General features: G+C 37.3%; 24 protein-coding genes and 2 other annotated features. Of the genes, 17 read left to right on the top strand and 7 right to left on the bottom strand.

Going from position 1 to position 22,852, the window contains the following annotated elements:
- Nucleotides 1-212 precede the first annotated feature (212 nt).
- The 4 genes from MHB40_RS23370 to MHB40_RS23355 all read left to right on the top strand — a co-directional run bounded on the left by MHB40_RS23370 (nt 213) and on the right by MHB40_RS23355 (nt 2,529).
- A complete protein-coding gene (locus MHB40_RS23370; RefSeq protein ID WP_342441879.1) occupies nt 213-851 on the top strand; it encodes a hypothetical protein in 639 nt (212 codons plus the stop codon).
- A gap of 85 nt (nt 852-936) precedes the next feature.
- The gene (locus MHB40_RS23365) at nt 937-1,509 is read left to right on the top strand and encodes a hypothetical protein (protein WP_342441878.1); all 573 of its coding nucleotides are present in this window, start codon (nt 937-939) and stop codon (nt 1,507-1,509) included.
- Nucleotides 1,502-1,783 (top strand): hypothetical protein, encoded by a 282-nt coding sequence (locus MHB40_RS23360; protein ID WP_342441877.1) that lies wholly within the window; start codon nt 1,502-1,504, stop codon nt 1,781-1,783. The genes MHB40_RS23365 and MHB40_RS23360 overlap by 8 nt, the downstream gene beginning before the upstream one ends.
- Before the next feature lie 8 nt (nt 1,784-1,791).
- On the top strand, nt 1,792-2,529 hold the full coding sequence (locus MHB40_RS23355) for a hypothetical protein (RefSeq protein ID WP_342533530.1): 738 nt from the start codon (nt 1,792-1,794) through the stop codon (nt 2,527-2,529).
- 572 nt (nt 2,530-3,101) lie between these two features.
- On the opposite strand, the gene rpmG is transcribed toward MHB40_RS23355, so the two are convergent.
- Complete coding sequence (rpmG, locus tag MHB40_RS23350; protein WP_004231780.1) at nt 3,102-3,251, bottom strand: 50S ribosomal protein L33; 150 nt, start codon at nt 3,249-3,251, stop codon at nt 3,102-3,104.
- A gap of 169 nt (nt 3,252-3,420) precedes the next feature.
- On the opposite strand from rpmG, the gene MHB40_RS23345 reads away from it, so the two are divergent.
- Nucleotides 3,421-4,614 carry a GTP-binding protein gene (locus MHB40_RS23345; protein WP_342441875.1) on the top strand — a complete coding sequence of 398 codons (1,194 nt, stop codon included), beginning with the start codon at nt 3,421-3,423 and terminating at the stop codon, nt 4,612-4,614.
- Nucleotides 4,615-4,634: 20 nt separating this feature from the next.
- On the opposite strand, the gene MHB40_RS23340 is transcribed toward MHB40_RS23345, so the two are convergent.
- Both MHB40_RS23340 and MHB40_RS23335 read right to left on the bottom strand, forming a co-directional pair.
- On the bottom strand, nt 4,635-5,177 hold the full coding sequence (locus MHB40_RS23340; RefSeq protein WP_205445995.1) for an isoprenylcysteine carboxyl methyltransferase family protein: 543 nt from the start codon (nt 5,175-5,177) through the stop codon (nt 4,635-4,637).
- 1 nt (nt 5,178) lies between these two features.
- The gene (locus MHB40_RS23335; RefSeq protein WP_342441874.1) at nt 5,179-6,261 is read right to left on the bottom strand and encodes a 3-oxoacyl-[acyl-carrier-protein] synthase III C-terminal domain-containing protein; all 1,083 of its coding nucleotides are present in this window, start codon (nt 6,259-6,261) and stop codon (nt 5,179-5,181) included.
- A gap of 404 nt (nt 6,262-6,665) precedes the next feature.
- Between MHB40_RS23335 and rsgA the strand changes: the two genes are divergently transcribed.
- The 4 genes from rsgA to metG all read left to right on the top strand — a co-directional run bounded on the left by rsgA (nt 6,666) and on the right by metG (nt 10,884).
- Complete coding sequence (gene rsgA / locus MHB40_RS23330) at nt 6,666-7,736, top strand: ribosome small subunit-dependent GTPase A (RefSeq protein WP_342441873.1); 1,071 nt, start codon at nt 6,666-6,668, stop codon at nt 7,734-7,736.
- Nucleotides 7,737-7,753: 17 nt separating this feature from the next.
- The gene (fosM, locus tag MHB40_RS23325) at nt 7,754-8,179 is read left to right on the top strand and encodes a FosM family fosfomycin resistance protein (RefSeq protein ID WP_205445992.1); all 426 of its coding nucleotides are present in this window, start codon (nt 7,754-7,756) and stop codon (nt 8,177-8,179) included.
- Nucleotides 8,180-8,194: 15 nt separating this feature from the next.
- Nucleotides 8,195-8,842, top strand: a complete 648-nt coding sequence (locus MHB40_RS23320) for an HAD hydrolase-like protein (protein WP_342441872.1) — start codon at nt 8,195-8,197, stop codon at nt 8,840-8,842.
- 89 nt (nt 8,843-8,931) lie between these two features.
- Nucleotides 8,932-9,193, top strand: a binding site (T-box leader).
- Between the two features lie 56 nt (nt 9,194-9,249).
- A complete protein-coding gene (gene metG, locus MHB40_RS23315) occupies nt 9,250-10,884 on the top strand; it encodes a methionine--tRNA ligase (RefSeq protein ID WP_342441871.1) in 1,635 nt (544 codons plus the stop codon).
- Between the two features lie 50 nt (nt 10,885-10,934).
- Here metG and MHB40_RS23310 read toward each other — a convergent pair whose 3' ends face one another.
- Nucleotides 10,935-12,506 (bottom strand): 2-isopropylmalate synthase, encoded by a 1,572-nt coding sequence (locus tag MHB40_RS23310; RefSeq protein WP_342441870.1) that lies wholly within the window; start codon nt 12,504-12,506, stop codon nt 10,935-10,937.
- A gap of 91 nt (nt 12,507-12,597) precedes the next feature.
- Nucleotides 12,598-12,836, bottom strand: a binding site (T-box leader).
- A gap of 196 nt (nt 12,837-13,032) precedes the next feature.
- Between MHB40_RS23310 and MHB40_RS23305 the strand changes: the two genes are divergently transcribed.
- The gene (locus MHB40_RS23305; protein WP_342441869.1) at nt 13,033-13,806 is read left to right on the top strand and encodes an HAD-IIB family hydrolase; all 774 of its coding nucleotides are present in this window, start codon (nt 13,033-13,035) and stop codon (nt 13,804-13,806) included.
- Between the two features lie 59 nt (nt 13,807-13,865).
- Here the strand turns inward: MHB40_RS23305 and MHB40_RS23300 are convergent, their stop codons facing one another.
- Nucleotides 13,866-15,560 (bottom strand): methyl-accepting chemotaxis protein, encoded by a 1,695-nt coding sequence (locus MHB40_RS23300; protein WP_342441868.1) that lies wholly within the window; start codon nt 15,558-15,560, stop codon nt 13,866-13,868.
- A gap of 311 nt (nt 15,561-15,871) precedes the next feature.
- Here MHB40_RS23300 and MHB40_RS23295 point away from each other — a divergent pair, with 311 nt between their 5' ends.
- From MHB40_RS23295 to MHB40_RS23285, 3 genes are all read left to right on the top strand, one after another.
- The gene (locus MHB40_RS23295; protein ID WP_342533529.1) at nt 15,872-16,366 is read left to right on the top strand and encodes a DUF1648 domain-containing protein; all 495 of its coding nucleotides are present in this window, start codon (nt 15,872-15,874) and stop codon (nt 16,364-16,366) included.
- A 254-nt stretch (nt 16,367-16,620) separates the two neighbouring features.
- Nucleotides 16,621-17,211 (top strand): RNA polymerase sigma factor, encoded by a 591-nt coding sequence (locus MHB40_RS23290; protein WP_342441866.1) that lies wholly within the window; start codon nt 16,621-16,623, stop codon nt 17,209-17,211.
- Complete coding sequence (locus MHB40_RS23285; protein ID WP_342441865.1) at nt 17,183-18,325, top strand: DUF4179 domain-containing protein; 1,143 nt, start codon at nt 17,183-17,185, stop codon at nt 18,323-18,325. The genes MHB40_RS23290 and MHB40_RS23285 overlap by 29 nt, the downstream gene beginning before the upstream one ends.
- Before the next feature lie 54 nt (nt 18,326-18,379).
- Here MHB40_RS23285 and MHB40_RS23280 read toward each other — a convergent pair whose 3' ends face one another.
- Nucleotides 18,380-18,607 (bottom strand): hypothetical protein, encoded by a 228-nt coding sequence (locus tag MHB40_RS23280; RefSeq protein ID WP_342533528.1) that lies wholly within the window; start codon nt 18,605-18,607, stop codon nt 18,380-18,382.
- A 552-nt stretch (nt 18,608-19,159) separates the two neighbouring features.
- On the opposite strand from MHB40_RS23280, the gene MHB40_RS23275 reads away from it, so the two are divergent.
- The gene (locus MHB40_RS23275; RefSeq protein ID WP_342441864.1) at nt 19,160-20,140 is read left to right on the top strand and encodes a GNAT family N-acetyltransferase; all 981 of its coding nucleotides are present in this window, start codon (nt 19,160-19,162) and stop codon (nt 20,138-20,140) included.
- Nucleotides 20,141-20,187: 47 nt separating this feature from the next.
- Here the strand turns inward: MHB40_RS23275 and MHB40_RS23270 are convergent, their stop codons facing one another.
- Complete coding sequence (locus MHB40_RS23270) at nt 20,188-20,625, bottom strand: Rrf2 family transcriptional regulator (RefSeq protein ID WP_004231845.1); 438 nt, start codon at nt 20,623-20,625, stop codon at nt 20,188-20,190.
- 190 nt (nt 20,626-20,815) lie between these two features.
- Here MHB40_RS23270 and hmpA point away from each other — a divergent pair, with 190 nt between their 5' ends.
- The 3 genes from hmpA (at nt 20,816) to MHB40_RS23255 (ending at nt 22,850) form a co-directional block, all read left to right on the top strand.
- Nucleotides 20,816-21,982 carry an NO-inducible flavohemoprotein gene (gene hmpA, locus MHB40_RS23265; protein ID WP_205445981.1) on the top strand — a complete coding sequence of 389 codons (1,167 nt, stop codon included), beginning with the start codon at nt 20,816-20,818 and terminating at the stop codon, nt 21,980-21,982.
- A gap of 224 nt (nt 21,983-22,206) precedes the next feature.
- On the top strand, nt 22,207-22,467 hold the full coding sequence (locus MHB40_RS23260; RefSeq protein ID WP_016992895.1) for a metal-sensitive transcriptional regulator: 261 nt from the start codon (nt 22,207-22,209) through the stop codon (nt 22,465-22,467).
- Between the two features lie 41 nt (nt 22,468-22,508).
- Entirely contained in the window at nt 22,509-22,850 is a 342-nt protein-coding gene (locus tag MHB40_RS23255) for a rhodanese-like domain-containing protein (protein ID WP_342441863.1), read from the top strand.
- Nucleotides 22,851-22,852: the final 2 nt, after the last annotated feature.

Here is a 22,852-nt window from a genome sequence, read left to right as displayed (position 1 = left end):
TATTAGTTTATTAAAAATATTGACTTTCTGTTACAAATATACCGGTCCTTTCAACATTTTAGTCATCCTCTAGAGAAGAAAGCATATGTAAAAATTGATTCTTTGCTGATTTTAACAAATATCATATGGAACTATTTGTTAGCCCATGCACTTAATGCTGAAAAACATATGCTACAAACGAAAGATAAAAAATTTATGGAGGTGTCAAAAGGATGCAAGAACATATGCCATCCCAGGCGCAGGAACTAATTTGTATAAATGTCGATAAGGTATATGACTGGATTGTAAAGGAAATGTCATTTGATATTTCACCTACAGGAGCAATTACATTCCCAGGCGTAACGGCAGGAACAGATTTAACAGGTGCTATTGTTACATGTAGAGTAATTCCAGCAGCTACAAATCCAATTGTGATTCTGAACCGTGAGAATCGCCAATTCTCCATCGATGGATCAACTGTTTGTCTGCAACATCTAAACATTCAAAAGAACTTCATTCTAACGATTGTCGTTACTTTACCTACTGGTACTGTTTACACAAGTACGGAAATTCCAGTTTCTCGCTGTGAGCAAGTGACATTATGTGCTCCTAAAGGTACAGATGTTGAAATCTTATACACAGATTTAGATTGCTTCGTATGTACAACAGGAACACTTACGGCTGCAGCAGGCGCAATTACGTTTTCTGCGTTAACAATTACTGTTGCTGTTTGTCAAAGTATTCAATCTACATTCCCAGTTACAGTTGAATTTTTAGCAACTTTCTGCGAACCAAGAGCAGATTTACCATTCTCATGCCCAACTGCGGTTCGTCCACAGCAATGCCCTGTTATTTTCCCTACTTTAGGTTAATGGTGCTAATAAATAGAGGAAAGTCATATCATGAAGAGAGGGTAATCCTCTCTTTTTTTGATGGAAAATAACAAGGAGGTATGAAGTGACAGATCACATTGAAGACAAGATACAGGCACTAAAGGAACAAACAAATGCCTATGTTCATGAAATTAAAAGACTAGTTGAGGAGTTGTCGATTCCGAATAGGGTCAATCTCATTAGTTATTTTACAACCTCGTTTAATATTTCCTATGATCCTGAGCAAGAGAGTTTATGTTTAGGCTCCTATCATATTCATAATATTGGGAGTACAGCTGTCACGAACCCATCTCTATGTATAACAATACCTAAGGATTCACCGTTTTACTTCTCTGGGAGATATGTTCATGAAAATTTCACCCCCAACTTTAAGACACAGGGGCAGAGTCAGTGGGAGCGTTTTAATGACAAATCAAGCAAAGAGGAGTATTGGCTAAGACCAGTTGGAAAATCAATAATCGAACCGAATGAAACCATTTCATTTACCAATTTTCAAATAAAATGGTCCCATAATTTATCATATTCAGGCACGATTATGGGTTTTACATATTGCGATCAGCTCACAGATGGTGTTGTTGTTTTAAATCCAATTAATCTAAATGGAATGGGCCAAACACAGGAGGAAGACAATGGGTGATAATGAAAAACAAGAGTTTGGTAGTGTAATTCAGCAATTAGTGAAGGAACAGCTAAGTCGTCGTAATGAACAAGATAATAGCTTTGCCTTTCTTGAAAAAAGTACATTACAGCTTTTAATTGCCTACCTTGTTTCAGGTGAAAAGAGCCAAGTTGAACAAATAAAAAATCCACAATTAGAAGGAAAGTGGATGAAGCAGCTAGATGAATTACTAGAGGAAACCAAAGAGCAGTTTGAAGAGGTGGTCGATTTACTAAAAAGATATTCAGGTTAGGAGGTGTGATGATGGACAATGATATTGTGAAAAACAATGATCCAATACAGCTCCAACAAATGATTATTTTTTTACGGGCTGAATTAGCTAAGTATAAAAACGAAGTAAAAAAACTGAGAGATAGTGATTATTACGCTTTAGTACTCCGACTTGAACGAGAGAATGTACAATTAACAAGGCTTAAAAAAGATCTTTCTATGGAGCTATTAAAGTTGAAGAGAGACTTTGACAAGGACTTGCAAGCTTACGATGAAGAAATTCAGAGGAGAGAAGCGCAAAGAAAAAAACAAATTGCATCCATTGAGGCATTATTAAAGGAATTGGCAGAATTGCGAGCTGAAAATAAGTCGTTAAAGGACAAAATTCAAGCGTCGAATGATGCTTCAATCGATACAAATCATTGGTCGATTATTGAAGACATAGATAAAAAATTAAGTAACTATACAGCTACAGCAGATAAACATATGGAGAATATTATAGAGACACTAGAAAAATATCATTGTGAGAAAGTAGAATCGGACAGCCTTCATCAACATTTATTAAGTGAGTTAGAGACGAAAAATTTGGAAATAGAGAGGTTGTCAAATGAATTAGATGTATTGAAAAATCAATCTGATGGTAGCGGCACATCAATGAAACAAGGAGTTCATATTGATGAGCAAATAGATTTTAGATTACGCATGCTCGATGAATTAGATCAGAAATTGAATGAACTAGCGTTAGAAATCAATAGAAAACAGCTTTAACTGTGAAAATTTGATAATGACTGTTTCAAAAGTATCCTTTGAAACAGTCATTTTTTTATTGATTCGAATGGGAAGCTTCTAAGAAGGGTCCAACCGCTCGTAAAAGGGCCACAACCGCTCAAGAAATAGAGGAAGGTGCTCTAAGGCAGACCGAACCCGCTCCAAAAGAAAAGGAAGGCGCTCCAAAGCAGACCGAACCCGCTCCAAAAGAAGAGGAACCCGCTCCAAAACAGGTCGAACCCGCTCCCAAAGTAGAAGACAGCGCTCCAAAACAGGTCAGGCCCGCTCCAAAAGAAGAGGAACCGGTTCCAAAGCAGACCGAACCCGCTCCAAAAGAAGAGGAACCCGCTCCAAAACAGGTCGAACCCGCTCACAAAGAAGAGGACACCGCTCTAAAACAGGCCGAACCCGCTCCAAAAGAAGAGGAACCCGCTCTAAAACAGGTCAGGCCCGCTCCAAAAGAAGAGGAATCCGCTCCAAAGCAGACCAACCCCGCTCCTAAAGAAGAAGACAGCGCTCTAAAACAGGTCAGACCCGCTCCAGAAGATCTTATCTTGACCCCTATTCCAGCATTACTTTGTCTCTCTATGCAGGGTTACACGTTTCAGGCGAGGGGAGTATTTTTTCAGCTCCAATCTTTCAGGATTATTGCGTTTATTTTTAGTCGTAATATAGTTTTTATCACCTGTTTCAGTGCAGGCTAGTGTTACTTGTACACGCATAAAAGGACCTCCTTTTAAATAGTAATTATTACGATTTAAACATTATATTTCTCACAGGATATTGTCAAGTTTATTTTTACAAGTAATAAAAAGCTTTGCATTTTCAAAAGTTATATGATTTAATTACAAATTGTAAATAGTAATGATTACGATTTGAGGAGTTGTAGTAATGACAAAGAGAATTCCTGTTACGGTATTGAGTGGATATTTGGGTTCTGGTAAGACAACAATGATGAATCATGTATTGCAAAACAAAAAGGATTTACGTGTCGCTGTTATTGTGAATGATATGAGTGAAATTAATATTGATGCTGAGCTTATCGCAAATGGTAGTGGTATATCGCGTACAGAAGAGAAATTTGTGGAGCTTTCCAATGGTTGTATTTGCTGTACATTACGAGAGGATTTATTGCAGGAGGTGGAACGCCTTGCGAAGCTAGGTAATATTGATTATATTTTGATTGAATCGACGGGGATTAGCGAGCCGATTCCAGTTGCACAAACATTTAGTTATTTAGATGAGGAGCTCGGCATTGATTTAACAAAGTTTTGTCAATTAGATACGATGGTCACTGTCGTAGATGCACACCGCTTTTGGCATGATTTTCAGTCAGGAGAAAGCTTATTGGAACGGAAGGAAGCGGTTGGTGAATTAGATGAGCGCGATGTTGCGGACCTGCTCATTGATCAAATTGAATTTTGTGATGTCCTTATTTTAAATAAGTGTGATTTAGTATCAGCAGAGGAGCTTGAGCGATTAGAGCGTATTTTACGTGCATTACAGCCTGAGGCGAAGCTAATACGTACAACAAATGGTGTTATCGACCCACTTGAAATTTTAAATACAGGACGCTTTGACTTTGAACGTGTCTCCGAATCAGCTGGTTGGTTAAAGGAGTTGGAGCTTGGTCATGAAAATCATACCCCAGAGACAGAGGAGTACGGGATCTCTTCCTTTACCTATAAACGTAAAAGACCGTTCCATCCGATGCGCTTTGTAGAGTGGTGTGATAATATGCCAGATTCAATAGTGCGAGCGAAGGGGATTGTTTGGAGTGCAAGACATCAGGATGTTGCGCTATTATTATCACAAGCGGGGGCATCTGCAAAAATTGAACCTGTGTCTTATTGGGTAGCAGCTCTACCACAAGCACAGCAGCAGGATGTATTCCAGCAAAGCTCTGAAGTATTGGAAGATTGGGATGAAGAGTACGGAGATCGAATGACACAACTTGTTATTATTGGCATTGATCTAGATCGAGAAAGCATCACCAAACAGTTGGACAGCTGTTTGTTAACAGAGGAAGAGTTTCATGCCCCTTGGGAGCGACTACAAGACCCATTTAACTGGGAATGGCATTAAAGAGGAAAAGAAGATTTCGGTTAAGACTCCGAAATCTTCTTTTGAAATACACGATTATAATTAGTAGCATCTCGTAATGCTTTTTCTTCTATAGGTATTCGTACAGAAAGCATTGTAATATTTAATAATGTAAAACAAAATGCCGTAAAGTAAGCCTGAAACATGAGAGGTAGTAAAAGGATTTCCAAACAAACTACCGCATAATTAGGGTGGCGCATATATTCATATGGCCCTTTACGAACAACTTGTGCATCAGGTAAAATGAGAATTTTTGTATTCCAAAAAGTTCCTAAAGAACGAATACACCAGATCCGTAATGCCTGCACGGCTATAAATAATATAAAAAATAATGGAAATAAGGGCGAGATTCCGTTGTTATTTGTAGTGATTTCCACCATTAAAAACAGAAAAAAGCTAATATGCATGGCAACCATATAAGGATAGTGTGAAGCACCTACTTCATAGGCTCCTTGTGAAAGCATCCATTTTTCATTGCGCTTAGCAATGACAACCTCTGTCAATCTTTGTAGAACGACAAGGGTAAAAATAAGATAGAAGATCATGTTACTCCCTCCAGTTTAATAATACAGCTTCTGCACAAAAACCAGGGCCAAGAGCTACGAGCAAGCCTGTATCCTCCACTTGTCCTTCATGTAACATAAATTGCTCTAATACATATAACACTGTTGGTGACGACATATTGCCACGTTGCCGCAATATTTCCCGAGAAATGTCGGTTTTTTGGGGAGATAAATAAAGTGTATCTTCATAAGCTTTTAATACCTTTTTTCCTCCAGGATGCGCAATGAAATGAGTAAGTTGTTCGCTATACAGTCCTTGATCCATTAAAAATTGTTCAATGAAAGGTCCGAGCCAATTGGTAATAATGGAAGGAATACTTTTTTGAAAAATAACATGAAGCCCGTTATTTTTTACATCCCAACCCATCACATTTTCTGAATCTGGCATCCATTTAGAACCTGTAGCTAGAATATCAGGGATTGGTCTTTTTGTTTCGATAGCGACTTCATCTCCACAAACAAGTATACATGCCGCACCATCTGCAAAAAGGGAAGCACCGATTAAATTGCTTTTAGAAAAATCATTTGGCTGAAAAGTGAGGCTACATAACTCGACACAAACGACAAGTACCTTTGCTTGTGGATGGGCTTTACAAAAATCATAGGCTCTACTTACACCAGCAGCTCCTCCTGCACAACCAAGTCCCCATAAAGGAATACGTTTCAGTCGATCTGAAAAAGAAAGCTTGTTCATAACACGTGCATCAATGCTAGGTGTTGAAATTCCTGTACTACTAACAAAAATGATGGCATCAATTTCTTCAGAAGAAATAGGTGTGAATAAAAAGGAGTTATTTTCCAAACAAGATTGGATGACACTTACACTATATTGTGTAGCTAACTCAATATATAAATTATTACGTTCTTCAAAGGAGTGATTCGTACGATGCCATTCGGGTGGCACACAAAAATGACGTGTGTCGATGCCACCATTTTCAAAAACCTTTAAGTAGCGCTCTAGTTTTGGAATTTTTGCATAGAAAAGCTCTTTCGTTAGTTTCTCTGCGTTTTCTTGCTGTAATGTGAAAGGTGGTTGATATGTGCTAATTGAAATGATTTTAGGCAACTCAACATCTCCTCGCATTTAGTGGTTTTTTCATTGTATGCGTGGATGATTGGAATAAATGCTTATAATATTATAATTGACAATTTATGAAAATTTAGCTATATTGATAACAACTAAATGGAAAGTAGGTGATGTGACATGATGAATAGATCTGTAATTAGCGAACTGCAATTCGGTTTGTTCAATTTCACACGCCTAAAATATACAAAATGACGCCGTGCTATAACTCGGGGTATTTGTGTATCTTTTAAACGTGCCTGTGAAACCTTGTAACTGCCGAATTGCAGCTACAAGGTTTTTTTATCGTAGTTTAAAAAATGCTAAATTGCGATATGGCCTCTTGCGGATGACATAGAATTTTTCGCTGAGGCATCATTGATATGCACGTTTAGGAGGAAAATAAATTGAAATTAACAACATTAGGTTTTACAACATATTTTCAAGAGCAAATGATAGAAATGAAAGAACAGGCTAAATTAAAAAATTGTGTGCCTGCAAGGGTTACTTTAGAGCATAAGCATTCTTATCGCGTGTTAGCTGAGGAGGGAGAATGGCTGGCGACAATTGCTGGTCATTATGCGTATACGTCTTTAGCTCGAGAGGACTATCCAGCAGTTGGTGATTGGGTGCTAGTAGAGAAAATGCCCGGTGAGGAACGCGCAATTATTCATCAGCTATTGCAACGAAAATCTGTATTTTCACGTAAAGTTGCAGGAACGGAAATTCAAGAACAGATTGTCGCATCAAATGTCGATATCGTGTTACTTGTTATGAGCTTGAACGCTGATTTTAATATTCGACGTTTGGAGAGATATTTAGTGGCCGCTTGGGATTCAGGTGCAAAGCCTATTATTGTCCTGACAAAAGCAGATTTGTGCGAGGATGTTTCGAGCTTAGTGCAAGAAGTGGAGTCTGTAGCCTTTGGTGTAGATATTTTTGTAACGAGTGCTCTATCCGGCGAAGGTCTAAAGGAAATTCAGTCGTTATTCACAGAGGGAGTCACTGGAGCATTATTGGGGTCTTCAGGAGCAGGAAAATCCACATTAACAAATGCCTTATGTGGTGAGGTACTGATGAAAGTAGCAGGTATTCGTGAGGATGATGCTAAGGGACGTCATACAACGACCCATCGAGAGCTAGTAGTATTGCCTGCTGGTGGCTGTTTAATCGATACGCCAGGGATGCGTGAGTTTCAATTGTGGGATCAAGGTGATAGTTTAGCTTCAAGCTTTCAAGATATTGAGGAACTAGCAACAGCTTGTCGTTATCGTGATTGTACGCATCAAAAAGAGCCTTATTGTGCTGTCCAGCAAGCTATTGTAGATGGGGACTTAGATCAATATCGTCTACAAAGTTATTTTAAGCTGCAAAGAGAATTGGCTTACATGGAGCGCAAAGCAAATACCCAGGCAAAACTTGAGGAGCAACGCAAGTGGAAGCAAATAGCTAAGGGAATGAAAAAGGGAAAAAAATAAACATTGGGAGTACAGCTATGACAATTCAAAACATCAATCATTTACTGTTTTCAGTATCTAATCTAGAGGAATCCATCACATTTTATGAAAAAGTATTCGATGCCAAGTTGCTAGTAAAGGGGAACAGCACAGCCTATTTTGATGTAAATGGGCTGTGGCTCGCTCTTAATGTTGAGAAGGATATACCGCGCAATGACATCCATCAGTCCTATACGCATATTGCCTTCACAATCGCGGAAGATGACTTTGATAAGATGTATGACAAATTGGTGCAACTAAAGGTCAATATTTTAGCAGGTCGACAAAGAGATGAGAAGGACAAAAAATCGATTTACTTTACGGACCCAGATGGTCATAAATTTGAGTTTCATACAGGAACTTTGCAAGATCGTTTGGATTATTATAAGCAAGAAAAGCCGCATATGGCGTTTTTTGATAATTAATGAAGGAGTGATTCTATGAATAAAGCGTTTATTTTTGATATGGATGGCACACTATTTCAAACCAATCTTATTTTAGAGCCTGCGCTCGATGCAACATTTGATGTGCTGCGGACAAGTGGCTTATGGCAGGGCGAAACGCCGATAGAAAAATATCGAGAAATAATGGGTGTTCCTTTACCTGTTGTGTGGGAAACATTATGCCCTATGCATACGCTGGAGATACGAGAAGAGAGCAATGTATTATTCCATGTAAAGCTGATTGAGCAAATACGTGGACATAAGGGTGCATTGTATCCACATGCTGAACAAACCCTTGCAACATTGTCAGAGAATTATCCGTTATACATAGCGAGCAATGGACAGGTCGACTATTTACAAGCAATCGTTGAAACCTATCAGTTAGAGCGTTTTATAAAGGGAATCTATAGCATTCAAGCTATTGCAAGTGGGCATAAATCAGATCTGGTTAAAAGAGTTGTAGATGAAAACAAAATTGAGTACGGAGCAGTGGTAGGAGATCGTTCTTCGGATATCCAAGCTGCAAAGGATAATCAGTTACTATCGATAGGCGTTCGCTTTGACTTTGCACAAGACAGGGAATTAGAAAAAGCAGATATAGTGATCGATGATTTAACTGCATTGGTAAATGTTACTTTAGATTAACGCACGAAAGTGTATCAAAAAAAAGGGACGATTTAACGACAATCATTGCATTTCCTCACAAGAAGGCGTAAAATAGTGCCAATCCTATAGACAAAGCATTGAAAAGGAAAAGTAAATTGGATTAACATTTTGTAGAGAGCCTCTGTTGGTGGAAATGAGGTAAATGAACCCTTTTGAAAATGACCTTTGAGCTTCGTACCGAAAGCTTTTTAGCCAGTAGATTACGACGAGATGGGCACTCGTTACAACAGCGGCAGTATCTCTCTTTTTGAATGGAGACGTACTGATAGAGGCAAATAGTGTGAGCTATTTGTAAATATAGGTGGTAACACGGGTATACTCGTCCTAATCAGATTTGATTAGGGCGATTTTTTTTACCATTTTTTCTGTGAGGGGAGCAATTTAGAATGACGATTGTTATTGGAGGCGCTTGGCCGTATGCAAATGGCTCTTTGCATTTAGGGCATGTTGCCGCATTATTACCAGGTGATATTTTGGCTAGATATTACCGACAAAAGGGTGAGCAGGTTTTATATGTATCAGGCAGTGATTGTAATGGTACACCTATTTCTATTCGTGCCGCGCAAGAGAATACAACGACAGAGGCTATTGCCAATCACTATCATGATGAATTTACTAGATGCTTTCATGATTTAGGATTTACCTATGATTTGTACACAAGAACGGATGCGGAGCACCACCATGAATCCGTTAAGGCCCTTTTTTTACAGCTACTGGCTAACAATTTTTTATACAAAAAGAAAATTGAACAGGCTTACTGTGAGACGGATAAGCAATTCCTACCAGATCGATTTGTTGAGGGGCTCTGTCCAAATTGTGGAGCGAAAGCAAGAGGAGATCAATGTGATAACTGCTCAGAAATTTTAGACCCATTGGATTTAATTGATAAGCGCTGCAAAATTTGTGGGAATGAACCTGTTATTCGGGAAACGGAGCACTTTTATTTTACCTTTAGTCAATTTCAAGGAAGATTGGAGTCCTATTTAGCTCAAGCGAAAGCCGAGAAACGCTGGCGAGACAATGCTTTAGGGTTAACGGAGCGATACTTGGCAGAAGGAGTTCCTGACCGAGCAGTAACAAGAGATTTACCGAATGGCATAGATGTTCCAGTGCCAGGTTTTGAAGGGAAAAAAATATATGTATGGATTGAAGCTGTAGCAGGGTACTTAACAGCAAGTTTAGAATGGGCAAAAGAGCATCAAATAGCCATTGAAGATTTATGGAATGAAGAGACCATTTCATACTATGTACATGGAAAGGATAATATTCCATTCCATACAGTTATTTGGCCAGCCATTTTAATGGGAATTGGATCTAAGGCATTACCTACCCATATTGTATCAAATGAGTATTTAACATTAGAAAAACGCAAATTATCTACTAGTCAGAATTGGGCTGTATGGGTTCCTTATATTTTAAGTCGTTATGATGCGGATTCTATTCGTTACTTCCTAACGATGAATGCGCCAGAAAATCGTGATACTGATTTTTCATGGCGGGAATTTATTTATAGCCATAATGGTGAACTACTCGGAGCCTATGGTAATTTTGTAAACCGTACATTGAAGTTTATTGAGAAATCATTTGCTTGTCGGGTTCCACAAGCTGAGGTGGATAGCGACATTCGAAAACAAACCGTACAATTGTTTAATGAAGCGGGTATTCTTATCGAAGGTGGCCATTTCAAACAGGCGTTAGAGTCCATTTTTGAGTATATTCGCGGAGCTAATCGTTATTTTGATGAACAACAGCCATGGCTACAGGTAAAAGAAAACGTAGAGGCATGTAATCGTACATTAGCAACTTGCGTCTATATCATTGCGAATTTAGGACAGCTGCTGCATCCCTTCTTACCGTTTTCAGCAAAGAAAGTAAGAAACATGGTAGGTATAAATGAAATGATGTGGCATGAGCAAGTAGAGCTGCCTCAATTAATTCAAGAGGTGACGCCATTGTTTGAACGTCTTGATATTGAACGAATTGATGAGGAATATCAAAAATTAGTTAGGGATAGTCACTAGGATTGAAAAAGCAGTATGACTCATGGGCCATACTGCTTTGCTATTTTCATTTAATTCATAACAGGTGTTAATTTTGTCACTACAATGCTATTGATCGCATTAATATAGGCTAGAGCACTTGCCTTAAGAATATCTGTATCCGCTGCTTTTGCAATATACTTTTCGCCTTCGTGTTCAATCGTAATTTTTACTTTACCTAAAGCCTCTTTGCCTCGTGAAACACTATTGATATTATATTCCACTAGTTTTACATCCATATTTGTAATTTCTGCAATGGCTGAATACAGGGCATCGATTGGGCCAGAGCCTACTGCACTAGCTTTAAATATTTCGCCGCCTTTACGAACCTTAACACTTGCAGAAGGGAAGCTTGTATTGCTGACGACTTGTAGATCATCGAAATCAAAGAATTGTTCACTATAATGTGTAGCATTTTTATTATTGGTATCATGTTTTTCATAATAGCTTTCAACAATAACGTATAAGTCGTGATCGTATACTTCTTTCTTCGCATCGGCAAGCTTTAAGAATCCTTCAAAAATACCCTCAAATTCCTCTGTAGAAAGATTAGTAAACCCTAATTTTTCAAGAGCATTTTTCACTGCATGGCGACCAGAGCGAGCTGTTAGTACTAGCTCCATATCATCAAGACCAACATCCTCAGGATGGACGATTTCATAAGCATCACGAGATTTTAACAAACCATCCTGATGAATACCAGAAGAATGGGCAAATGCATTATCTCCTGTAATGGCTTTATTGACCTGTACATCTAAGCCCATAAAGCTAGAAACAAGACGTGAAGTATTTATAATTTCTTTTGTATTAATACGCGTTTCGGCATTGTAGACGGAGCTGCGAGTTTTAAGTGCCATGACAACTTCTTCTAATGCAGCATTACCTGCGCGTTCACCGATACCATTGATTGTACACTCTACCTTATCTGCACCATTTTTAATAGCAGCTAGCGTATTAGCTGTTGCCATTCCAAGATCATTGTGACAATGAACACTTAAAAGAACGCTATCGTCTAAGTTTTTCATACGGTCATTTAATTTAAAAATCATCTCTCCAAATTCCTCTGGCTCTGCAAAGCCTACCGTATCAGGAACGTTAATCATGGTTGCGCCAGCTCTCATAACAGCCTCAATTGTTTTCCAAAGATATTCAAAGTCAGAACGAGATGCATCCTCTGTGGAATATTGAACTTGTGGTAATAATGTTTTAGCGTATTTCACAGCATCCACGCCAATTTGTAAAATTTGGTCTTTTGACTTGCTGAATTTTTTCTCCACATGAATATCAGATGTTCCTAGTACCATGTGAATCATCGGGTTTTGAGCGTATTTCACAGCATTATAGACAGCATCGATGTCAGCTTTTACAGCACGTGCTAATGCTGTAATCATAATGTCGTTTGTGTTGCCAACCTTTTCAGCTACAGCTTTGACGGCATCAAAATCACCTTGTGAAGAAGCAGGGAATCCAGCTTCGATAATATCAACACCCAATTTTTTCAGCTGCTGTGCAATTTCTACTTTTTCATAAAGATTTAGCTTTGCTCCAGGCACCTGTTCGCCATCACGTAAAGTTGTATCAAACACCCAAATTTTTCTTCCCATTTTCAAACACTCCTTTTTAGTGATTAGTATCTAAAATTTACACGTAGGCCAATAAGTCATTAAAAAATAAAAAAACCCGTCTCTATGTAAAAATAGAGACGAGTTTATGCTCGCGGTACCACTCTAATTGACCTTCTCTTTATAGAAAAAGTCCCCTTATCGACAGCTATCACTGTCTATCCTGTTAACGGGGGAAACCGACATCCCTTACTAAAAAGTTCAGGGAGTAGCTCATGGACGAGTTCAAAATGTGTGCCTACCGATTTACACCAACCATCGGCTCTCTACAAGTACACAACCACTTTTACTATTTCCAATCTTGGCCTGCAATGTGTTGTTGAAAGCAATATTACTTGGATATTAACTTCCTGTCAATAATATTCTAAAAATTTATTTAATTCTGTCTTAAGTAATGTCTATTTTATTAAATATTTGATATTTAGTGAAGTGTAGAACAAAGCACTAAAAAATGTATTTTCTGTGAGATAATAATGAAGTGAGTTAGCATATGAAAGGTAGGAAAATCATGAAATTTGTCTTTGATTTAGATGGTACTATTTGTTTTAAAGGTAAGCCATTAAGTGAAGAGATCACTAATGCATTGGAGGCATGTAGACGGCTTGGACATGAAGTCATTTTTGCCTCAGCCAGACCGATACGTGATCTACTACCTGTATTACCGGAATCGATGCGAAAATATCCAATGGTAGGTGGGAATGGCGCATTTATTGCTCGTGATGGTGAAACAATTGAGGTAACAGCATTTACTACAGAAGTAGCTGACGCAATTCGCCAGGTTATCACAGCTTTTCAATTACCATACCTAGTAGATAGTCATTGGGATTATGCTTATACAGGTAGTGAGGATCATCCGATTTACCAAAATATAGATCCTTTAAAAGCAGCTAAAAAGGTAGCCTTGCAGGATATTAGAGACATAGTAAAAGTTGTTTTATTTCCTGGTGAGAATGTTGATGCTGTATTATCTGAGCTACAAAAGCTTCCTGTTTGTCTATATGAGCATACATCAGAAAATATAGTGGATATAAGCCCTTATGGCATTGACAAGTGGAATGGCTTATCTAAATTGGGTGTTGAGGCAGGAGAGTTTATCGCCTTTGGCAATGATGCAAACGATGCTTCTATGTTTTTGAAAGCTAAGGAAAGTGTTTGTGTAGGAGGGCATCAGGTACGTGAAAAGGCCTCTTTACAAGTTGCGAGTGAGGAAGCTGCTGTTATTGAGATGCTTGAGATGTTAGGCGAAAAGTATAGCGGAAACATAGCAAATAGAAATACATAAAACATGAAAAAACTGCTCATTTTCTAGAGGCTATAAACCTAAAGAAAACGAGCAGTTTTTTATTCTACCTTAAAACGAGAGACTTGCGTGTGAAGCTCTTCTGCCATATTTGAAAGTGTTGCTGCTGAAGCTGCTACTTCTTCGATAGTAGCTAATTGTTCTTCGGAAGCAGAGGCAACATTTTGTAAATTAGATGAGGACATTTGGGCAATAGTTGCGATTTCATCAAAGGAAGCATAAATTTGCTCTGCACTGGAGGACATCTCCTCAGACACTGTCGTTGCTTCTTGAATTTGCATGGATACTTGCTCAATAAGCTCAACAATCTTAGAGAAACCTTCTTCTGCTACCTTCACTACTTGCATACCAATTTGAACCTCTTGAGTACCAGTATCCATCACCGTTACAGCACGGTTTGTATCCTGCTGTATTTCAGAAATCAAGGTAGCGATTTGCTCAGCGGATTTTTTTGATTGCTCTGCTAGCTTTTTCACTTCATCTGCAACGACTGCAAAGCCACGTCCGTGATCGCCTGCACGGGCTGCTTCAATTGCTGCATTAAGTGCTAATAAATTTGTTTGTTCTGCAATATCTGTAATAATGCCAATGATATTACCAATTTCAATGGAATGTCCGTCTAAATTTTTAACAACACTTGCTGACTCTAAGACAGCCGTATTGATTGTAGTCATCTGAGATATTACACGATGTAAAGAATCATTCCCTTTCTTAGCCTCTGAATTTGTCTCAATTGCTAGTTCAGAAACAGCCGCAGTAGTAGAAGCTAGTTGTTGTATACCTTTGGTCATGTTTTTCATGGCTTCTGAGCTTTCAGTTGCATTTTTCCCTTGAGCCTCTGAGCCACTAGCAACCTCTTGAATAGAAGAAGTGATTTGCTCTGTAGCCTGTATAGTTTGATCTGCACTGGCTGTTAACTCAGCAGCAGAACCACTTACTTGTACAGTGTTTTGGCGTACATTCGTAATTAAATCCTTTAAATTTGCAGCCATTTGATTAAAAGCAAGCGCTAAATCACCCACTTCATCACGATTCTTTATACGAATTTGTTCAGCTGTTAAGTCACCCTCAGCTATTTTTTTCGCAGCCTTGGCCATGCCGTTAATTGGGCGAGACATTAGACTACCAACCACCATAGCAATTATCAGACTTATGATAACAGCAAAGCCCCCAAGAAGCATCATTTGGAGTTTGATATCTTGAATTTGGCTTGATGTAGCAGCCATTTTTCCTTCAACATACTCATTTTGATAATTAGAAAGGTTTTCAACACGCTCGTCGAATTGTTTAATAATTAAGCGTCCTTGAGTGCTGTCCAATTTTTCGTACTTTTCTGTTTCTCCAGCAGCTTTTAAGTCAAACATACGATCTGCAAATTGTTGAACACTTTGCTCACTTTTATTAATAGCTTCAAGTAGCTTAATTGATTTTTCTGAATCCAAAGTAGCCATTAATTCTTCTGATTTTTGTTTAAATTCCTCGCGTGAGGCTTGATTGCTTTGAAAATTTTGTTTGTCTCCAAGTAGTAGGTAACCACGCATGCTGACAATTTCCTGTTTTGCAATCACCCGTAATTCCTGAATACTTATAGATTTAGTAGTTTGTTCCTCCAGTAATGTACGATAGGTCTTATTCACAGAATCAAGCTGTTTTATATTTAAGCCGATTGTTGTAACGAGTACTAAAATAACTATAAAAAAACCGAGTAATAATTTCTTGTAGATAGTAAATCGCATAGTTGAAATATCCTTTCTCAGTAATTAGTAGAAATGTTACAAAATAATGAAATATGTATATATATCATTTATATCAGATTATATGGATTTTACAAAGTATTATGAGTATTTCTACTGTAATTAGTAGTTTGAAAATGGGTATTATTAATATATGAAGTAATAAAAAAAGTAGATTTTATAGCTATAATGCTACTAATAATAGGGATAGTTAATGGTGAATGTTGAATATTAAGTCAATTTTCATAAATTTTGAAACTTTAATAGTAGTCATAACGTAGAAGCAGTAAAGGAAAAAAACAGGGGTGGAGAAAATGTTTAGGCCAATTTTAAAGTTACCTAAAACAAGATCAGAAAAGATATGGGACTATATTGGTGGTAGTATATTTATTTTATCCATCTTTTATATTATATTGGCATGGGGGAAGTTGCCTGACGAAATACCTGGTCATTTCAATGGGATGGGTGAGGTTGATCGCTGGGGTTCAAAAATTGAATTATTTATTCTTCCATTCATCGGTTTATTTTTATGGATTGTAATGGGCCTGCTAGAAAAAGCACCTCATATGCATAATTATCCAGCACGTTTAAATGAAAGTAATGTAAAAGCATTTTATTTGAATAGCAGAAAAATACTAAATGAAGTGAAGAATATCTGTCTCATTTTATTTGCTTTTATATCGGTTCAGATGGTTCGTATTGGTCTTGGTGAGGTAAATTCATTAGGCTGGTGGTTCCTACCCATTGTATTGATAGGTGTATTGATCCCAATCATTAAAGGGTTTATAACAAGCTACAAAATAAAATAGTGAGCCTTAAACGCTTAGGATACCCTTAAGCGTTTTATTTTTGTGAAAAAATTTTTTTAATGTGTCACAAATGGCTGTTGATTTCAGTTATATAGGCGAGGAAGGGAAGAAACAGCTTTAATGGTACGAAATAAAAGATTTCTCTAAGTAACCCGATGACATTCAGGATCTAAATAATAATTTTAAAATTTCTTTTCTAGTGTCACAAACTTCTATTAATTTCAGTTATATAGATTGGAAAGGGGGGAACAACTTTGACTGCACTAAATCAATCAAAAGAGCGGGCTGATATAGATATTCAATCCATTGTGGAGCAAGTTCAATCAGGTGACACACGTGCCTATGCAGAAATCATTCGTTGTTTTCAAAAGCAAATTTATATTTATTGTTACTATATGCTAGGAACCAAAGAGGAGGCGGAGGATGCTTCACAAGATATTTTTATTAAAGGATTAGAAAATATTCATAAATTTTCTTATACGGTTTCCTTGTCAGCATGGCTTTATAAAATTGCCCACCATCATTGTATTGATGTCATAAAAGCCAAAAATAAGGGCTATAAATTTTGGCTAAATCTGAAGCAAGAACAGGTGAAGCAGACGCAAGCTCCGATACCTGAATATGATGAAATGGTACATAGGCTATTGGAAAACTTACATGTAGATGAAAAAAGGATTTTATTACTTCGTTCTATTGAGGAGTATAGCTTTGATGAAATTGCTGCCATTATGGATATGAAAGCAGCCACAGTAAGAAAAAAGTATGAACGATTACGTAAAAAATTGATGAAGGAAAATATGTTAGGAGGGGATATTTATGGACACTCGTTCAAAACTGGAGGATAAGGAGTTAACTCAGATAGAAAGGTTTATTCGGGAAACACCTCTGGAAGTGGATTTGGTAAATCAGACAATGGACAAATATGAAAATAAACGTAACTCAAAGCAGCCAGAAAGTTTTAGAACCCATAAGAAAATGCGCCAAAGAGTGATGATGATGACAGCCTCTGCAGCAATGATTTTAAGTCTGTTATTTATCACTAGCTTAATTTCACCAACGATGGCTGCCACTATAAAAGAAGTTCCTTTACTATCATCTATTTTTAAACTTACGGGTGATCTTGGCCTGAAAGCTGCTGATGAAAAAGGGCTCTCAACGAAACTCCATACAAGTGTTACTAAAGATGGCTTTACATTAAGTGTATCTGAAGTAGTGTATGACGGTACACGTGTTTCAATTGCTATTGAACGTCTTCAAACAGAAGGTGAATTTTCAAAAAGAAATTTAATAGAACAAATCAGTGATATCGAATTGTTTATAAATGGTAATTCTGTTGATTCTTTTGCTGCGAATGATTCTAATTCTGTTCATCCTATGATACACAATGGTAAAGATAAAGATTCTGCTATTATTGAGTTTTCAGATTTGAATAATCAGGGAGGAGCTTCTTTCCCCGAGCAATTTGATTTGACGTTATCTACTTCAATAAATGGCATAGAAGATCCTTTGAAAATTGATATTCCTGTGAAAAATAAAGTTGAAGACTATGTGACCTTACAACCTAATGTAAGTAGGAAATACGATAATATACATTTTACTGTTGAACAGATTCAACTGACACCAATAACAACAGGAATAACTACAAGACTCGTTTTAATGGATAACTCAACTTTCACACTACCTTTACTAACGATGGGTATAGATGTTTTTGATGATCAAGGTCGCAAACTCAAATTAATTGGTGGTAATGGTTGGCATGCTACGAATGGAAGCGATAAGATTACGGATTCTCGGTACAACCCGTTTGAATCTGTTCCAAAAACAATAACCCTTAAGCCGTATATATACCTCTTTGATGAAAATGAAATGGGTGCATTTCAAATGGATGAAAATGGTGAACCAAAGATTCAATATATTCCTGAACTAGAGGTTACACTACCTATTAATTCACAAAAATAAAATAGTAGAGAAAGTGAGACAAAGCTCACTTTCTCTACTATCTAGTATTTCAAATTATCTAATTACTACAAAAGTATAAACGCCAAGGACAGATCCATCTGATTTAAAAGCTTTAACTTGAGCTGTACCTACATTTTTACCAATAGCCAGATTCCCTTTAAGTTCGATAGCATTCATTCCGTATAAAAGTAGATGGTGGGTACCCTGCATTTTGAATGGTTGACCAACAAATATTTCATGTGTAGCATCTCGAGGTTGGAAACCTATCTCTTCTCCATCCACAGGTACAAAAGTAACTGTAACTTTAAATTCATCTGTTGAGTTAATTGATTCTTCTAAAGCTGGTGCAGGAACCTCGTATGTATTTCCTATTGCATTTGTTTCTAATTCAGAAGCACTAGCATTGATACTGAATCCACCACCGACAATAGTTGTAGCTTAGGCTACAGAAGCTAACTTACCAAAATACTTCTTCAGTTTACTTCTTAATTTTGAATTAAATTCCAACAAGTGATAACATTACAAAAATACCATGTCAAAAATTTTGTGGAAAAAATTATATATTTTACAATAAGTGTTTTATAATGAAATGTTGCAAAGCGAGTAATGCATAAAATACAGTTGATCTTTTTATAGAAAGGAATAATGAATGCATTAATAAAGTAAACTTTTTTATAACTCGTTTGGTTGTAGTTTTTGTTGCCCTTATTTAAAGTAGTTTGTAAGGCTACAAAGATTATTACATTTTATGTATGTTCCAATCGATGAAAAAGTTTTTCGTAAGCTTTACAATAAAGAAAATGTATAGTTAACAGAAATAAAGGAGAATAGAAGATGACGGTAACTTTAGTGAGACACGATATCAAATATGCCGAGGCTATGCATGCGTTGTCTTCTATGCCACAGGTTCGTGATGCCCTTGGCTTACCTGCTGGCAAGGTAGAAGACACGATTCATTTTATTAAGCGTGAACGTATAGATGAAGAAGAAGGTAAAACCGTTCCTCGTGTGGTTTTAAATGAGGAGGGGCAAGTCATTGGTGTTACATCTCTGATGTTTATAGACCATCATAAAAAGAGCTGTCATATCGGCTCTTGGCTTGGCTATCAATTTTGGGGGAAGGGCTATAATCTTGAAGCAAAAAAGGCTATCTTAGATATTGCGTTTTTTGAGTTGGGATTATCACGTGTATTTGCAGGAGCACGGAAGGTTAATATCCGTTCACAAAAAGCCCAAGAAAAGCTACCTTTTGCTCGAGTAGGGGTGGAAAAAGATTATCCTGAGGAGCATTCTTGGTTAGAAGTGAAGGAAAAGCAACCATGTGTATTAAATGTTTTTGAACGAGAAGATTATGTCCGTTATCGAACATCACTAGAGAAGGTAGAAGGAGACAGAGAAGCTTTTTTACCTCAGCTTTTATTAGCGGATGAAAGTGAAGTGGCGGTTCGGAAATATTTAGATACGGGTACATTATATAAAATTAATTGTGGAGAAATGCTGGTGGGAGTGGCATTGGTCGTTCCTCAAACCGATACTACAATTGAATTGAAAAATATTGCTATTGTACCAAAGTATCAAGGGAAGGGAATAGGCAAAGAGATTTTGCGACAACTCACTGAAAAGTGCCAAAAGGATGGTTATCAAACGGTGTTGGTTGGAACGGCGAACTCAAGTATCGATAATATCGCTTTTTATCAAAAAGCAGGTTTTCGCATGGAAGCTATTGAAAAGGACTTCTTCAGTCATTATCCAGAACCAATTTATGAAAATGGTATTCGTGCATTGGATATGATTTTCTTTTCAAAGCAATTATAAGCAACTTCATAAAAAATACCCGTTCAACAAATGTTGAGCGGGCATTTTTATTTACCGAGCAGTAGAGCCATTAATTTTTCCTTAGAATGAAGGAAATCGTCCAAGGTGTATTGATCTAACACGTTCAAATAGGCTTGCAAAGCTTCATACAGCACACCTTTTAATTGACATTCTGGAGCTATTTTACATAGGTTATTTTCTTTATCGAAACATTCTACAAGATGAAAATCCTCTTCTGTATGACGCACAATTTCACCAATGGTAATGGTTTTTGGATCGATAGCAAGGCGAATACCACCACCGCGTCCACGAATTGTTTCAATGTAACCTAATAACCCAAGCTGGTGTGTCACCTTCATTAAATGGTTTTTCGATATATTATAAGCATCTGAGATCTCTTGAATAGTTGATAATTGACCATCTTCCTTTGCGCCTAAATAGATAAGTGTGCGCAGAGAGTAGTCCGTGTATAAAGTTAAGCGCATCCGAACACCCTACTTTCTATAATTCAAAATAATTATAGCATTTTTACATTGAAGTATAATATCTTCAACCTATTTTTAAAGATGTATTTAAAATACATCAAATATGTCTATTTTGTTAAAGATGTATTTTATATATTGCTTTAAGAGAATGAAAGCGTTATATTGTAATCACGAAAGGATGGTAAGCGATATGTTAAAACAAGAAACAATTCAAATCATTAAAGCAACAGTACCTGTATTAGAAGTTCATGGTGTTGCAATCACAAAGACGTTTTATAAAAATATGTTTCAAGCTCATCCAGAACTACTGAATATTTTTAATCACACGAACCAAGAGCAAGGTCGTCAGCAAACAGCACTAGCTAATACTGTTTATGCTGCAGCAGTTCATATTGAAAACTTAGAAGCAATTTTACCAGCAGTAATGCTTATTGCACATAAACACCGTAGTTTAGGAATTCTACCTGAACATTACCCAATCGTTGGGGAAAACTTATTAAAAGCGATTAAAGAAGTACTTGGTGATGCAGCAACTGATGACATTATTGGTGCATGGGCCGAGGCATATGGCGTTATCGCAGATATTTTCATTCAAGTAGAAGAAGAGTTATACCAAAAAACTGTGAACAATGGTGGGTGGCGTCTATTTAAACCATTAAAAGTGGCGAAAAAAGTTGTGGAAAGTGACTTAGTAACTTCTGTCTATTTTGTAAATGAAGATGGTTCACCTCTACCAACTTATGAACCAGGTCAATACATCTCCATTCGAGTGAAAGTGCCAGGAGAAGAGTATTTAATGAACCGTCAATATACACTTTCACAAGCAAGTGCAGAAGATGGCTATCGTATTTCGGTGAAACGTGAAAGCGATCATACGCCAAATGGTAAAGTGTCGAATTATATTCACGATCACTTACAAGTTGGAGATTTAGTAGATGTAAGTGCTCCAGCTGGATTATTTGTGTTAGAAGAAACGGTTGCACCAATTACATTTGTAAGTGGCGGTATCGGTGTAACACCTTTAAACAGTATGTTGCAATCTTTAAATGATAATGCAGCGAATGAAGTGAACTTTATCCAATGTGCTCGTAATGAGAAAGTTGTAGCGTTCAGTGATGACATTCAAGAGAAAGTAAACGTATTACCGAATGCATCATATACAGCTTTATACTCAGATGAAGACAAGCTTATTACAAAAGAATTACTAGCTGAAAAAGTAGCTGATAATGCAGATGTTTATGTATGTGGCCCTGTAGGCTTTATGGAAGCGGTTATTAAAAATTTACAGGAAATTGGCGTGAAAGATGAAAAAATTCACTATGAATTCTTTGGACCAGCCATGCAATTAGCTAAATAAAAAATGAATTCCCTGCTATGAGTAATAACTCGTAGCAGGGTTTTTTTGTTGAAATAATAAGGAAGCAGATAGACGGGGTTAACGCAATGGGGAGAACATTGTACCCCGGAATTGTAGCACGATAAAAAAGTTTGAAGCTTTCATATTGACAATATACCTATAGGGGTATAATATGAATCTCGTAAGGAAATCCAATCAATCGTTCTGAAAGGGGGCGTAACAGAATGGCATATGGTCCAAACACTGCAAACCGTGTGAAGCGTATGGAAGGTCAAATGCGTGGTATTTTACGCATGATGGAAGAAGGTCAAAGTTGTAAAGATGTGATTACACAGCTATCTGCCGTGCGTTCTGCTGTTGACCGGACGATTGGTGTCATTGTTAGTGAAAATTTATTAGATTGTGTATCGACTGCTGAAGGTAATGCTGAAAAAATGAATGCTGCTATCCAAGAGGCAATGGATTTGGTCGTTAAAAGTCGATAACTTGGATATACCCATAATCGTATAAAAGGAGGACAGATCATATGGAAATATGGATTATTATTGCGCTTATCGCAGCCTTTTTCTTTTGGCGAATGAAGCCAATAAAGGGCGTTCAATCAATTTCTACAGCCCAATTAAAAGATATGCTGGATGATAAGGATAAGCTATTTATCGATGTACGCACGCCTGCTGAGTATAAAGGTCGGCATATCTCCCAATTTAAAAATGTTCCGCTTGGATCGAGCTTTGAAAAACTACCGAAGGATAAAGAAATCATAGTTATTTGTCAAAGTGGCATGCGAAGTAGTCAGGCTTGTAAGCAACTGAAAAAGCAAGGCTTTGAGCGTGTTTCCAATGTTCGTGGTGGAATGAGTGCATACTAGGA

The organism is Lysinibacillus sp. FSL K6-0057, from assembly GCF_038630885.1.
Taxonomy (GTDB): domain Bacteria; phylum Bacillota; class Bacilli; order Bacillales_A; family Planococcaceae; genus Lysinibacillus; species Lysinibacillus fusiformis_F.
This window is presented reverse-complemented; position numbering and strand designations above follow the sequence as displayed.

What these genes read in the sequence shown, in the direction of transcription:
- MHB40_RS23360 (WP_342441877.1), top strand. Translation starts at nt 1,502, where the DNA reads ATGGGTGATAATGAAAAACAAGAGTTTGGTAGTGTAATTCAGCAATTA.
- MHB40_RS23355 (WP_342533530.1), top strand. Translation starts at nt 1,792, where the DNA reads ATGATGGACAATGATATTGTGAAAAACAATGATCCAATACAGCTCCAA.
- MHB40_RS23320 (WP_342441872.1), top strand. Translation starts at nt 8,195, where the DNA reads ATGAATAAAGCGTTTATTTTTGATATGGATGGCACACTATTTCAAACC.
- MHB40_RS23300 (WP_342441868.1), bottom strand. Translation starts at nt 15,560, where the DNA reads ATGCGATTTACTATCTACAAGAAATTATTACTCGGTTTTTTTATAGTT.
- MHB40_RS23270 (WP_004231845.1), bottom strand. Translation starts at nt 20,625, where the DNA reads ATGCGCTTAACTTTATACACGGACTACTCTCTGCGCACACTTATCTAT.
- MHB40_RS23255 (WP_342441863.1), top strand. Translation starts at nt 22,509, where the DNA reads ATGGAAATATGGATTATTATTGCGCTTATCGCAGCCTTTTTCTTTTGG.
- hmpA (WP_205445981.1), top strand. Translation starts at nt 20,816, where the DNA reads ATGTTAAAACAAGAAACAATTCAAATCATTAAAGCAACAGTACCTGTA.
- metG (WP_342441871.1), top strand. Translation starts at nt 9,250, where the DNA reads ATGACGATTGTTATTGGAGGCGCTTGGCCGTATGCAAATGGCTCTTTG.
- MHB40_RS23275 (WP_342441864.1), top strand. Translation starts at nt 19,160, where the DNA reads ATGACGGTAACTTTAGTGAGACACGATATCAAATATGCCGAGGCTATG.
- MHB40_RS23260 (WP_016992895.1), top strand. Translation starts at nt 22,207, where the DNA reads ATGGCATATGGTCCAAACACTGCAAACCGTGTGAAGCGTATGGAAGGT.
- MHB40_RS23370 (WP_342441879.1), top strand. Translation starts at nt 213, where the DNA reads ATGCAAGAACATATGCCATCCCAGGCGCAGGAACTAATTTGTATAAAT.
- fosM (WP_205445992.1), top strand. Translation starts at nt 7,754, where the DNA reads ATGACAATTCAAAACATCAATCATTTACTGTTTTCAGTATCTAATCTA.
- MHB40_RS23340 (WP_205445995.1), bottom strand. Translation starts at nt 5,177, where the DNA reads ATGATCTTCTATCTTATTTTTACCCTTGTCGTTCTACAAAGATTGACA.
- MHB40_RS23310 (WP_342441870.1), bottom strand. Translation starts at nt 12,506, where the DNA reads ATGGGAAGAAAAATTTGGGTGTTTGATACAACTTTACGTGATGGCGAA.
- rpmG (WP_004231780.1), bottom strand. Translation starts at nt 3,251, where the DNA reads ATGCGTGTACAAGTAACACTAGCCTGCACTGAAACAGGTGATAAAAAC.
- MHB40_RS23285 (WP_342441865.1), top strand. Translation starts at nt 17,183, where the DNA reads ATGGACACTCGTTCAAAACTGGAGGATAAGGAGTTAACTCAGATAGAA.
- MHB40_RS23305 (WP_342441869.1), top strand. Translation starts at nt 13,033, where the DNA reads ATGAAATTTGTCTTTGATTTAGATGGTACTATTTGTTTTAAAGGTAAG.
- MHB40_RS23295 (WP_342533529.1), top strand. Translation starts at nt 15,872, where the DNA reads ATGTTTAGGCCAATTTTAAAGTTACCTAAAACAAGATCAGAAAAGATA.
- MHB40_RS23345 (WP_342441875.1), top strand. Translation starts at nt 3,421, where the DNA reads ATGACAAAGAGAATTCCTGTTACGGTATTGAGTGGATATTTGGGTTCT.